This is a genomic window from Clostridium sp. UBA7791 (genome assembly GCF_002480755.1).
GTDB lineage: Bacteria > Bacillota > Clostridia > Clostridiales > Clostridiaceae > Clostridium_J > Clostridium_J sulfidigenes.
The window spans coordinates 799,960-812,860 of the sequence record NZ_DLCT01000003.1 but is presented as its reverse complement, the minus strand read 5'-3'; the positions used below and the strand labels follow the sequence as shown (position 1 = coordinate 812,860).

The following is a 12,901-nucleotide window of genomic DNA, read 5'->3' as shown; positions in this document are numbered from 1 at the left end:
GTTTTTATTATAGAAATTAGTTATCTTTTTATGTTAAAGAAAGATTTTAATCCTCTAAATTCAGCCATGTCACCAAGTTCTTCTTCGATTCTTAATAACTGGTTGTATTTAGCAACTCTCTCACTTCTTGCAGGAGCTCCAGTTTTAATTTGACCTGCATTTGTAGCTACTACTAAGTCAGCTATTGTAGTATCTTCTGTTTCTCCAGATCTGTGAGAAACCACTGCAGTATAACCAGCTCTTGCAGCCATTTCTATAGCATTTAAAGTTTCAGTTAAAGTTCCTATTTGGTTTAATTTTATAAGAATTGAGTTTGCAGTTTCTCTTTCAATTCCCATTCCAAGTCTAGAAGTATTAGTTACAAATAAGTCATCTCCAACTAATTGAATTTTTTTACCTATTTTATCAGTTAAGTACTTCCATCCTTCCCAATCTTCTTCAGCCATACCATCTTCAATAGATATTATTGGATATTTTTCACATAATTCTACATAGTAATCTGCCATCTCATGAGGAGTTAACATTCTTCCTTCTCCAGCAAGATTATATTTTCCATCTTCAAAGAATTCAGAAGATGCTGGGTCAAGTGCTATGAAAGCATCTTTTCCTGGAACATATCCAGCTTTTTCTATTGCTTCGATTATAACTTTTATTGCTTCTTCATTTGATGATAAATCTGGAGCAAATCCACCTTCATCACCTACACCTGTTCCAAGTCCTTTAGCTTTTAAGATTCCTTTTAATGCATGATAAACTTCTGCTCCCATTCGTAAAGCTTCGCTAAAAGATGTAGCTCCTGCTGGCATAACCATAAACTCTTGTAAGTCCACATTATTATCAGCATGTTTTCCACCATTTAAGATATTCATCATAGGTACTGGTAAAACTTTAGCATTAACTCCACCAATATATTGGTATAAACCAAGTCCTAAGTAATTAGCTGCAGCTTTTGCACAAGCAAGGGACACTCCTAAAGTAGCATTAGCACCTAATTTTTCTTTATTATGAGTTCCATCTAATTCTATCATAGTCTTATCTATAGCAACTTGATCGAATATATTCATTCCAATTAATTCTTCTGCTATTATGTTGTTTACATTATCAACAGCTTTTAATACACCTTTTCCATTGTATAGAGATTTATCTCCATCTCTTAATTCAACAGCTTCAAATTGACCTGTTGATGCTCCTGAAGGTACTGCCGCTACCCCTACTGTACCATCTTCTAGAACAACTTCAACCTCTACTGTTGGGAACGCTCTTGAATCTAATATTTGTCTTGCATAGACATCAATAATTTCAACATATTGTTTCATTTTTTTTCCTCCTTCATATTATGTTTATAATAAATTTAGCATGGCTAAATATTTTAACTTAACAACTTAAATTAATGATTTTCCACTCATTTCACTTGGAATATCTAATTCCATCTTTGTTAAGATAGTTGGAGCAATATCTGCAAGTATTCCTCCACTTCTAAGTGTTCCTACTTCTTTACTTACGTATGTAAATGGAACCAGATTAGTAGTATGTGCAGTCATTGGTTTGCCTGTAGAGTAATCAATCATAGACTCAGCATTACCATGGTCTGCTGTAATAAACACTGTACCATTATGGTCTAGTACTTTATTTACAACCTTGCCTAAGCAATAATCTACAACTTCAATAGCCTTTACTGCTGCTTCAATAACTCCAGTGTGTCCAACCATGTCTGGGTTAGCATAATTTAATATAATTAAATCATATTCATCCTTTTCAATACTTTTTAATACTGCATCAGTAACTTCATAGGCACTCATTTCTGGTTTTAAGTCATAGGTTGCTACTTTAGGTGATGGAATCAATACCCTATCTTCACCCTTATTAGGTTCCTCTACTCCACCATTAAAGAAGAAAGTTACATGAGCATATTTTTCTGTTTCCGCAATTCTAAGCTGCTTTAATCCTTTGCTACTAACATATTCACCTAATGTATTCTCATAACTCTCAGGTTTATAAGCTATTTGTACATCCTCAATAGTTTTATCATATTGAGTCATACATACATAGGTTACATCTAAACTTTCTCTTTCAAAACCTTTAAAATCCTTATCTTTTAAAGCTCTAGTTATCTCTCTTGCCCTATCTGGTCTAAAGTTAAAAAATATTATGGAATCTTTATTTTTTATAGTAGCTACCGGTTTACCATCCTTCACAATTACACTAGGAATTACAAACTCATCTGTTTTATTATCATGATAAGCATCGTCTATAACTGCAAATGGAGAAGTACTAGTATTTCCTTCACCTTTTACCATTGCATTATAGGCCAATTGTACTCTTTCCCATCTATTATCTCTATCCATAGCATAATATCTACCAGAAATAGTTGCAATTTCTCCTATTCCCTCACTATCCATATGGTTTTGTAACTCTTCTATAAATATTTTTGAAGATGTTGGTGATACATCTCTTCCATCTAAAAAGCAATGAACAAAAACTTTTTTTACAGCCCTTCTCTTACAAAGAGTTATAAGAGCTTTTACATGATTTATATGAGAATGAACTCCTCCATCTGATAATAATCCTATTAAGTGAACAGCTGAGTTATTTTTTAACGCATCATCAATAGCAGTATTAAAAGCTTTATTTTCAAAGAAATCGCCATCTTTAATTGATTTTGTTATTCTAGTCAATTCTTGATATATTATTCTTCCCGCACCTATATTTAAGTGTCCAACTTCTGAGTTACCCATCTGCCCCTCAGGAAGCCCTACATCTAGACCAGAAGCTGATAATGCGGTGTGAGGATATTTAGCCTTTAATCCATCGTAGTTAGGCTTATTAGACTCTCTAACTGCATTTCCATCCACATTATCGCTTATTCCAAAACCATCCAATATCATTAGCATTACTGGTTTTTTATTCATAATATTTGACCATCCTTTTATTAGTAATTTACAATAGCTGCGAAATCTGAAGCTTTAAGACTAGCTCCACCTATTAATCCTCCATCTATGTGTTCCTTTGACATTTGCTCTTTTATAGTTGATGGCTTAACTGATCCGCCATATTGAATTCTAACTTTATATGCAACTTCTTCTCCGTATAACTTGCATATAACTCCTCTAATAAATCCTATTGTATTATTAGCATCATCTGCAGTTGCAGTTTTCCCTGTCCCTATTGCCCAAATAGGTTCATAGGCTATAACCATATTTTCAACTTGCTCTTTTTTTATTCCTATTAAATCTTGCTTTATTTGAGCACCTAATACTTCTTCAGTTATTCCTAATTCTCTTTGCTGTAAACTTTCACCTATACATAATATAGGTGTAATCTTGTGATGAAAAGCAGTCTTTAATTTTTTATTAATAGCTTCATCAGTTTCATTAAAATACTGTCTTCTTTCACTATGTCCAATTATAACAAATTTTACTCCTAGTTCTTTAAGCATTAATGGAGAAACTTCTCCTGTAAAAGCACCTGACTCTTCAAAATGCATGTTTTGAGCCCCAACCATAATATTGCTTCCCTTACATTCTTCAACTATTGCTGGTAAACTTAAAAAAGTGGGACAAACTACTACATCACAGCTAGCATCATTTACTAAAGGCTTTAATTCCTTAACTAAATTTACTGCTTCTTCTATTGTATTATTCATCTTCCAGTTTCCTGCTATTATTGCTTTTCTCATGATTAATCCTCCTATTAATAACTTTGCAACACATCTTTAATGATGCTAATATATCCAAGTTTTTTCCTTAAGAGACATATTACATTTTTTTCTCTAAATCAAATATAATATATTACTCTCGAAAAGGAAAGTAAATAAACAAGATTTTATCTTGTTTATTATTTTCTTTATAGATTTTACATTTATTTATCATTTAAAGCAACAATTCCTGGAAGTTCTTTTCCTTCTAAAAATTCTAAGGAAGCTCCGCCACCTGTTGAAATATGTGTCATTTTATCTCCTAGACCAAATATATTAACAGCCGCAGCACTATCCCCTCCACCAATTATTGTGATTCCATCACAATTAGCCATAGCTTCTCCTACTGCTATTGTTCCCTTATTAAAGTTTTCAAATTCAAAAACTCCCATTGGACCATTCCAAATAATAGTTTTAGATTTTGCTATCACTTCTGCATATAATTCTCTTGTTTTGGGTCCTATATCTAAAGCCATATATCCATCTTGAATATTTTCATCTTCTGTTATTACTGGATTTGCATTTTTATCGAATTCCGTAGCTACTACGTGGTCTATCGGTAAATATAATTTTACTCCTTTTTCTTTAGCCTTATCCATCATCTCTAGTGCATAATCAATTTTATCTTCTTCTACCCTTGATATACCCATTTTATAATCTTTAGCTTTCAGGAAAGTATATGCCATGGCTCCTCCTATAAGAAGATTGTCTACTTTCTCTAAAAGATTATTTATTACATTAATTTTATCTGATACTTTAGAGCCTCCTAAAATAGCAGTAAATGGTTTCTCAGCATTTTCTATAGCTTCTCCTAAAAACTTAAGCTCTTTCTGAATTAAATATCCGCAAACTGACTCTTTTACAAATTCAGTTACTCCTACTGTAGAACAATGTGCTCTATGTGCTGTTCCAAAAGCATCATTTATGAATAAATCACAAAGAGAAGCTAATTCCTTAGAATAATTTTCTTCATTTTTAGTTTCTTCTTTTCTAAATCTAGTATTTTGTAATAGTACTATATCTCCATCATTCATATCTGAAATAGCTGACTTTGCTTTATCTCCCACTACATTATCATCCGCTGCAAAAATTATCTTCTTATTTAATAGTTCACTTAATCTTGCTGCTACTGGTGATAGCGAAAGCTCTGGTTTAGGCTCCCCCTTTGGTTTTCCTAAATGTGAACATAATATAACCTTTGCATTATTGTTAACTAAGTACTCTATAGTAGGTATTGCTCCTAGAAGTCTATTTTCATCAGTAATTTTACCCTCTACTATAGGTACATTAAAATCACACCTTACTAAAACCTTTTTACCTTTCACATTGATGTCTTCTAATGATTTCTTGTTAAATGACATATTAAAATCTCCTTTTTTAAACTTATTGTAATAAAAATCTAGTTCAATCATAAATCATAGAACTAGATTTTTATTACATACCTATTTTAACACATTTTGAAGATTATAATCTATCTGCAACATATTTTGTTAAATCTGCTAGCCTATTTGAGTAACCCCACTCATTATCATACCAAGCTACTACTTTAACTAGATTATCTCCCATAACCATAGTTGATAATGCATCTACAATTGAAGATCTCTCATCACCTCTAAAGTCCATTGAAATTAATGGTTCCTCAGAGAAGCCTAAAATCCCATTAAGTTTTCCTTCTGCCGCTTCTCTTAAAGCCCCGTTAACCTCCTCTACGCTCACAGACTTACCAAGTTCACATACTAAATCAGTCATTGAAACTGTTGGTGTTGGAACCCTTACTGCCATACCATTTAATTTTCCTTTAAGCTGTGGTAAAACTAATGCGACCGCTTTTGCCGCTCCTGTAGTTGTTGGAATCATTGATTCTCCTGCAGCTCTAGCTCTTCTTAAATCTTTATGTGGAGCATCCAATATTTTTTGATCATTAGTATATGAGTGTATTGTAGTCATAAGCCCTTGTACTATACCAAACTTTTCATCCAAAACTTTTGCAAAAGGAGCTAAACAGTTAGTTGTACATGAAGCATTTGAAATAATATTATGATTTTTAGCATCATATTTATCTTCATTTACTCCCAGTACAATTGTTATATCTTCATTTTTTGCTGGTGCGGAAATTAACACCTTTTTAGCTCCAGCTTCTATATGAGTCTTTGCTTTTGTAGCATCTGTAAATAATCCTGTAGATTCTATTACAATATCTGCACCTTGAAGTCCCCATGGTATATTTTTAGGATCTCTTTCTGCAAATATTCTTATTTCCTTTTCATTAACTATAATTGAATTCTCAGTAGCTTCAACTGTTCCATTGAATTTTCCATAAAGGGTATCATACTTCAAAAGATGTGCTAGTGTCTCAGGATCTGTTAAATCATTAATTGCTACAACTTCTATGTCATTTCCATATTTATCTACCAAAACCTTAAATACATTTCTTCCAATTCTACCGAATCCATTAATTCCAACTTTAACCATTATAAAATACCTCCAACATTTAATTTAATAATTTTTATATTAAACTTAATTGATATAAACAGATTTTTAGGAGATTTAATCCTAAAAATCCTTATCTAGAGATACATTTCCTTATATACATATTGATTTTAAAGCATAGAATCCTAAAAATCATAATATATTAATTTTAAAAACATATAAGTACTTTAATAAGTAACTCTAGGATAAAATCATTAAGTATTAACAACCAACTTTATTTAAAAATAGTTTTAAAATTTCTTTTGCCGTAGCTTCATCAGTAACTAATGTTGAATTTAATTTATCCATTTGTATAACCATGATAGCTTCTGCCTTTTCAACACCAGCTGCTACAGCTATTACATTAGGGATATTTTTAATTCTATCTTTAGTTATTCCAATTGAAGGCATAGAATATACAACCTCACCTTTGCTATTAAAATAATGTCCATAAGCTTCTCCTATAGCTCCTAATTCTAATATTCTTTCCTTTATGTCCTTACCTAGACTTCTCTTATCACACATATCTTTAGCCAGTCCTATACCATGGATAAGAATATTTGATTTCTCTATATGTTCAAAAGTTTCCTTAATATCTGATTCCTTAATCAACGCTTTAAAAGAATCACTACTTATGTTATCTGGAATATGTAACAATTCATAAGTAGCATCTAACTTATTTGCTAAAATCTCTACTAAGGTATTAGATTGTATTTCTGTTTCCTTTCCTATACCACCTCTTCCAGGTAAAACCTTTATATTTTTATATTTAGTCATTGGAAGGAAATTGTAAACTACCTCCTTAATTGTTCGTCCTCCTGTAAGGGATATTGTAATATCATCTTTAATAATACTTTTTAAATAATTACCCGCTACCCTACCAAGTTCAGTATATAATGAATTATCTTCTGTTACATTTCCGTTAATAACTATTACTTCTCTAACTTTAAGAATTTTCTTCAATTCCTCTTCTAAGTGATTTAACCCACTTAATTCCTTCATAAAAGCCTTAAGTCCAATAAAAACTTCATCACCTTCTTCAGTAATATACATACCAGAGGACTTAATATCAATTAATCCTTGAGTTTTCAATAGATTTGTTTCGCTTCTTACAACCCTTTCACTTAAATTCACTATGGTTGACAGCAGCCTTCTGCCTATGGGTTCTCTATACTTTATATTTTTTAATATGGTATATCGCATATCTAAAACTTCTAGCAATTCCGGCACTACTTTCTGTTGTAATTTCAATAACTTCTCCATCTTTCACCTCATTGACAAAATATGTCCCTATGGACACTATTTGTCCCATCAACATTTTAAACCTCTATTTATATTATATGCCAATATTCATTGTTTGTGAAGTACTTATGTTAATTTTAGTTTTATATAAGTTATATTTCTACATTCATCTACAATTTATACAAAAAAATAATTCCATATAAATCATAATAATAAATTAATGTTTCATATGGAATATCAAAATCTATATTAATCTTTTTCGTTGAGATGAGGATTTTATTCCTAACTCCTCTCGATATTTGGCTATAGTACGTCTAGATATATCTATGCCTTTTTCATTAACTAGTTTACATATAACTGAATCAGATAGTGGTTTTGACTTGTCTTCAGATTCTATTATATTCTTTATCATATCTTTTACACTAACAGATGATATATCTTGACTTAAAATGTTTACACTATTAGTAAATAAATCCTTTATTCTCTTAATTTCCCCTGTATGAAGAGCTACATATTTATCTCTAATAGCTCTACCAACCGTAGATTCATGCATATTTAGACTATTAGCTATATATTTAATAGTCATAGGTTTTATATAATTATTCCCCTTATCTAGATACTCCTCTTGATTTTTAACTATTTCCTCCATGACTTTACACAAAGTATTTTTTCTATTTTGTATACTTTTAATCAAAAACATAGCACTACTTATTTTGTCTTTTACATAATCTATAGCTTCCGAATCATTACTGCTATTAATTACATCTTTATATGTATTATTAATTATTAATTTAGGTAATAAATTATCATTCATTAAAACTACATATTCATCACTTATTTTTTTTACATAAACATCTGGAATCAAATATCCAATCTCTTCACCAGTAAAAAACCCCCTGGTAGGTTTAGGTTCCAATTTTTTTATTATATCTTCACATTCTTGAACTATTTTAGCCGAAACTCCAAGTTTTTTACCTATTAATTGATATTTTCCTTTTGATAACTCATATAAATAATTATTTATTACTTCCTCAACATAATTATTCATTATATTTTTCCTATGCAGTTGAAGTATTAAACATTCACTCAGTGACCTAGCACATATTCCAGGCGGTTCAAGTCCCTGAACTATATCTACACATCTCATCGCAGAATCCTTTGAAATACTCAGTTCTTCCATTAAATTATCTATAATCTTTTCATCTAAATATCCTCTATGATCAATATTATCTACAATATATCTACAAATACACTCATCTTGTCTATCTAAATTACTATGCATAACTTGTTCTCTTAAATAATCCTTAATAGTAGGCTTGCTACTTATAAAATTAAAAGGTGATACCAAATCATCTTCTTCATGTTTGTAGTATGATCTATCATTATAATTATCCATGGCCATGTCTCTAATTAATTCTCTATACTCTCTCAACTCATTATCAACTATTTCTTCTTTAGTTGTTTCTAAATTGTTTTCTACTTCCAAAACTACATTTTCTTGTAATTCCTTATCAATATGTTGTAAAAGTTCATAGGATGACATTTGTAATAACTTTATTGATTGTTGCATCTCCATTGTCATAATCAATTTTTGTTCCTGTGATAGCCTTAAATCAAAGCCTAAATTCATAAATATCCCTCCTACTCATATTAACTAATCATATCATAAATTATATGATATTTCTAACTAAATAGAGACAATCCATATTTCCCCGACAATAATTTATAAAAAGAGAGTTAGCCTATAACAAACTAACTCTCTAAACTATATTACAATTTAAATTAATTTAAATATTATCTACCATTCTTTTCATATGCTTCTCCTGAAGCAGCTGGAGCATTTGTTTTTCCTACAAAGCCAGCAAGTGCTAACATAGTTAATAGATATGGTATAATTGTAAACACTTCAGATGGTAATGACCATCCAAGCCCTTGGGCAAATATCTGGAATGATTCACCAAAGGCAAACAACAAACATGCTCCAAAGGAACCGATAGGTGTCCAGTTACCAAAGATTACAGCTGCTAAAGCAATGAATCCTCTACCTGCTATCATTCCTTCTCTATATATCGGTGTAACACCAATTGATAAAGCAGCTCCACCAAGACCAGCTAACATTCCTGATAATATTACACAAATGTATCTTACTAGGTATACATTTATTCCTAGTGTATCTGCAGCTTTTGGATGTTCTCCTACAGATCTAATTCTAAGTCCAATAGAAGTTTTGTAAAGTACAAAATGGGCTACAAATACCAATACTATTGCCATTATTACAAACCAGTTTAACCCAGATAAAATATCACCAATAATAGGAATATTCACAATGAATTCTGGTAAGTTGTAAGGAAGAAGGGTTACCAAGTCTGTTTGACCTCCCTTTCCATTGAATAATATATATATCAAGAAACTAGCTAGAGCTGTAGCAAACAAGTTAATAGCTGTACCAGAAATAACCTGGTCTGATTTTAAGTGGATACTAAGAACTGCATGAATTAATGCAAGTAATCCACCCGATACTAAAGCAAACACTATTCCTACTACAGGACTACCTGTTATATATGTTCCATATACAGCAAAAAATGCTCCTATGGTCATCATACCTTCAAGACCTATATTTACTACTCCTGAACGCTCAGAAAACACTCCTCCTAAGGATGTGAAAATAAGAGGTGTAGCTATTCTTAAAGTAGCTGTTATTAATGAAATGATACTAACAACAATTATATTATCCATTCATTATCTCCCCTTTCTTTTTCTTATTTCCAAAGTAAGTCACAATGTAATCTGTTGCTACAAATATAATAATTACTGATTGAATTAAAAATACTATTTCTTTTGGTATTCCACTAATTTGAAGAGCTCTTGAACTACTATTTAAAGCTCCGAACAATATGGCTGATAAAATACATGCTACTGGATTTTTCTTAGCTAACAGTGCTACTGCTATACCATCAAACCCATAGCTAGGAACCACCATAAAATCTTGAATTAAATGTTTCACACCAGCTACATGTGTAGCTCCACCAAGTCCAGCTATAGCTCCTGATAAAACCATAGCTAAAACTGCATTCTTAGCAACATTTACTCCACCATATTCTGCACCATGAGGATTTATACCAACGGCTCTTATCTCATATCCAATGGTAGTTTTCCATAATATAAACGCCATAATAATAGCTGTTATAATACCTATAAATAAACTTATATTAGCTGAACTTCCTTGAACAAATCTTGCAAGTTTTGCACTGTCTTCTATCATTGGAGTTGCTGATTTTCCATAAACTCCGAAAGAGGTTCTAAGTATAATATAGTTAGCTAAAGCTATAGAAATATAGTTCATCATAATTGTATTTATAACTTCATTAGTTCCAAACTTAGCCTTAAGAAATCCCGGTATTCCTCCCCAAATTCCTCCTGCAACTATACCACTTACAATTATTAATGGAATGTGTACTATAGGACTTAATCCTGGTATGGTTCCTACTATAGCAGCTGCAACCATACCTAATACAAATTGCCCACCTACACCAATATTAAATAGTCCACATCTAAAAGCTACAGCATTAGCTACACCTGTAAAAATCAAAGGTGTCACTTCTGCTAATGTAGTCATTGCATTTCTTGATGTTCCAAAGCTCCCCTTCCATATAACCGAAACTAAATCAGTTAATGCTGTAAAGTACTGAGTTATTGAATATCCTTTTGCCCACATAACAAAAAATACTGATATAAACAAAGAAAGTATAACTGCTACTACAGGAAAGAGTATAGCTTTAATTGTATCCTTAACTTTACTACTCATTTTATTTCTCTTCCCCTTTCTTATCTAAGCTTCCACCAGCCATTAATATTCCTAGCTTTTGCTCATCTGCATCTTTTCTATCTAAAATATCTACTATTTCACCGTCATACATAACAGCAATTCTATCTGAAAGAGCTAAAATTTCGTCTAATTCTAAAGATACCAAAAGTACCGCTTTCCCTTTATCTCTCTCATCTACAAGTCTACTATGAATATATTCAATAGCACCTACATCTATACCTCTTGTAGGCTGAGCAGCAATTAATAATGTTGGGTCTTTAGAAATTTCTCTAGCTGCAATTAACTTTTGTTGGTTACCTCCAGATAAAGCAGATGCATTTACTTCATTACTAGGTGTTCTTACATCAAACTCTTCTATAAGTGTGTCACAATGTTTTTTGATAGCCTTATAGTCCATCATAATACCTTTATTAAATTCTTTGTTTTTATGAATTCCAAGAATAGAGTTTTCAAATAATGAATATTTTAGTATAAGTCCTCTTTTATGTCTATCTTCAGGAATATGTCCAATACCTGAGTCAATAATTTCTCTAGGAGATTTTCCATATAAATCTTTTCCATTTAATAATACTTTTCCATTGTGACCTTTTCTAAGACCTGTAAGTACTTCTAATAGTTCTGTTTGTCCATTCCCATCTACTCCTGCAATTCCTAAAATTTCGCCCCCATTAACAGTAAAGGAAACATTTTTCACAGCAGGAATACCTCTTTGATCATTGGCATATAGATTTTCAACCTTAAGAATTTCTCCTGTTAATTCAGATTCTCTTTTTTCTACCACTAAGTTTACCTTTCTTCCAACCATTAACTCTGCTAATTCATCAATACTAGTATCAGTAGTATTAACAATACCGGTAACCTTACCTCTTCTAATTATAGTAACTCTATCACTCATACTCATAACTTCTTTTAATTTATGAGTTATAAGAATGACAGATTTTCCTTCATTTTTTAAATTATCTAATATTTTGCCTAGTTCCTTAATTTCTTGTGGTGTTAGAACCGCTGTTGGTTCATCAAGAATTAGAATCTTTGCTCCTCTATAAAGAGCCTTAAGAATTTCCACCTTTTGCTGTTGTCCTACAGATATATCTTCAATAATAGCATTAGGATCTATAGAAAATCCATATTTATCTGATAATTCCTTTACATCTTTATATGATTTTTTTCTATCCATACATAATCCTTTATTGGGTTCACATCCAAGTACAATATTTTCAGCTACTGTAAAGTTGTGAACTAACATAAAGTGTTGGTGAACCATCCCTATTCCAAGCTTTATCGCTTCACTAGGATTGTTAATTTTAACCAAATTTCCATTAACATAAATATCACCTTTTTCTTGCTGATACAAGCCATAAAGTATATTCATTAAGGTAGTTTTTCCTGCACCATTTTCACCTAGCAATACGTGAGTTTCTCCTTGTAATAAATCAAAGTCTACACTGTCGTTTGCAATGGTACCAGGGAAAACTTTAGTTATACCTTTCATTTCAATTACTTTTTCCATTTCCCTTCCTCCTTATAATATTACCTACGTTTACATATTACATTAAAATACTTAACATTAGTTAAAATACGATATGCACTTTATAGAATCCATCTCCCATTATACCATAAAAATATTTCATTGAATATTATTTTTATTTTTCATACTATTTTACTTTCAT

At 31.3% G+C, this 12,901-nt stretch carries 10 protein-coding genes; all 10 read right to left on the bottom strand.

Translation table 11 applies throughout. The features are described from left to right. Nucleotides 1–20: 20 nt before the first annotated feature. Nucleotides 21–1,316 (bottom strand): phosphopyruvate hydratase, encoded by a 1,296-nt coding sequence (eno, locus tag B3Z56_RS05440; RefSeq protein ID WP_035132373.1) that lies wholly within the window; start codon nt 1,314–1,316, stop codon nt 21–23. A 66-nt stretch (nt 1,317–1,382) separates the two neighbouring features. Further along, nucleotides 1,383–2,909, bottom strand: coding sequence for a 2,3-bisphosphoglycerate-independent phosphoglycerate mutase (gene gpmI, locus B3Z56_RS05435; protein WP_346848986.1), 1,527 nt, complete (start codon nt 2,907–2,909; stop codon nt 1,383–1,385). Between the two features lie 20 nt (nt 2,910–2,929). Further along, nucleotides 2,930–3,676 (bottom strand): triose-phosphate isomerase, encoded by a 747-nt coding sequence (gene tpiA, locus B3Z56_RS05430; protein WP_346848985.1) that lies wholly within the window; start codon nt 3,674–3,676, stop codon nt 2,930–2,932. 182 nt (nt 3,677–3,858) lie between these two features. Beyond that, the gene (locus tag B3Z56_RS05425; protein WP_346878391.1) at nt 3,859–5,055 is read right to left on the bottom strand and encodes a phosphoglycerate kinase; all 1,197 of its coding nucleotides are present in this window, start codon (nt 5,053–5,055) and stop codon (nt 3,859–3,861) included. 103 nt (nt 5,056–5,158) lie between these two features. Then, complete coding sequence (gene gap, locus B3Z56_RS05420) at nt 5,159–6,166, bottom strand: type I glyceraldehyde-3-phosphate dehydrogenase (RefSeq protein ID WP_035132381.1); 1,008 nt, start codon at nt 6,164–6,166, stop codon at nt 5,159–5,161. Between the two features lie 219 nt (nt 6,167–6,385). After that, nucleotides 6,386–7,426, bottom strand: coding sequence for a sugar-binding transcriptional regulator (locus tag B3Z56_RS05415; protein ID WP_346848983.1), 1,041 nt, complete (start codon nt 7,424–7,426; stop codon nt 6,386–6,388). Between the two features lie 223 nt (nt 7,427–7,649). Next, complete coding sequence (gene rpoN, locus B3Z56_RS05410) at nt 7,650–9,035, bottom strand: RNA polymerase factor sigma-54 (RefSeq protein WP_346848982.1); 1,386 nt, start codon at nt 9,033–9,035, stop codon at nt 7,650–7,652. A gap of 164 nt (nt 9,036–9,199) precedes the next feature. Further along, a complete protein-coding gene (locus B3Z56_RS05405) occupies nt 9,200–10,141 on the bottom strand; it encodes an ABC transporter permease (RefSeq protein WP_346848981.1) in 942 nt (313 codons plus the stop codon). Then, complete coding sequence (locus B3Z56_RS05400) at nt 10,134–11,210, bottom strand: ABC transporter permease (RefSeq protein WP_346848980.1); 1,077 nt, start codon at nt 11,208–11,210, stop codon at nt 10,134–10,136. The genes B3Z56_RS05405 and B3Z56_RS05400 overlap by 8 nt, the downstream gene beginning before the upstream one ends. A 1-nt stretch (nt 11,211) precedes the next feature. Further along, a complete protein-coding gene (locus tag B3Z56_RS05395) occupies nt 11,212–12,741 on the bottom strand; it encodes an ABC transporter ATP-binding protein (RefSeq protein ID WP_346848979.1) in 1,530 nt (509 codons plus the stop codon). Nucleotides 12,742–12,901: the final 160 nt, after the last annotated feature.

Bases quoted from the DNA above. Each gene is read 5' to 3' on its own strand.
- eno (WP_035132373.1), bottom strand. From the start codon at position 1,316: ATGAAACAATATGTTGAAATTATTGATGTCTATGCAAGACAAATATTA.
- gpmI (WP_346848986.1), bottom strand. From the start codon at position 2,909: ATGAATAAAAAACCAGTAATGCTAATGATATTGGATGGTTTTGGAATA.
- tpiA (WP_346848985.1), bottom strand. From the start codon at position 3,676: ATGAGAAAAGCAATAATAGCAGGAAACTGGAAGATGAATAATACAATA.
- B3Z56_RS05425 (WP_346878391.1), bottom strand. From the start codon at position 5,055: ATGTCATTTAACAAGAAATCATTAGAAGACATCAATGTGAAAGGTAAA.
- gap (WP_035132381.1), bottom strand. From the start codon at position 6,166: ATGGTTAAAGTTGGAATTAATGGATTCGGTAGAATTGGAAGAAATGTA.
- B3Z56_RS05415 (WP_346848983.1), bottom strand. From the start codon at position 7,426: ATGGAGAAGTTATTGAAATTACAACAGAAAGTAGTGCCGGAATTGCTA.
- rpoN (WP_346848982.1), bottom strand. From the start codon at position 9,035: ATGAATTTAGGCTTTGATTTAAGGCTATCACAGGAACAAAAATTGATT.
- B3Z56_RS05405 (WP_346848981.1), bottom strand. From the start codon at position 10,141: ATGGATAATATAATTGTTGTTAGTATCATTTCATTAATAACAGCTACT.
- B3Z56_RS05400 (WP_346848980.1), bottom strand. From the start codon at position 11,210: ATGAGTAGTAAAGTTAAGGATACAATTAAAGCTATACTCTTTCCTGTA.
- B3Z56_RS05395 (WP_346848979.1), bottom strand. From the start codon at position 12,741: ATGGAAAAAGTAATTGAAATGAAAGGTATAACTAAAGTTTTCCCTGGT.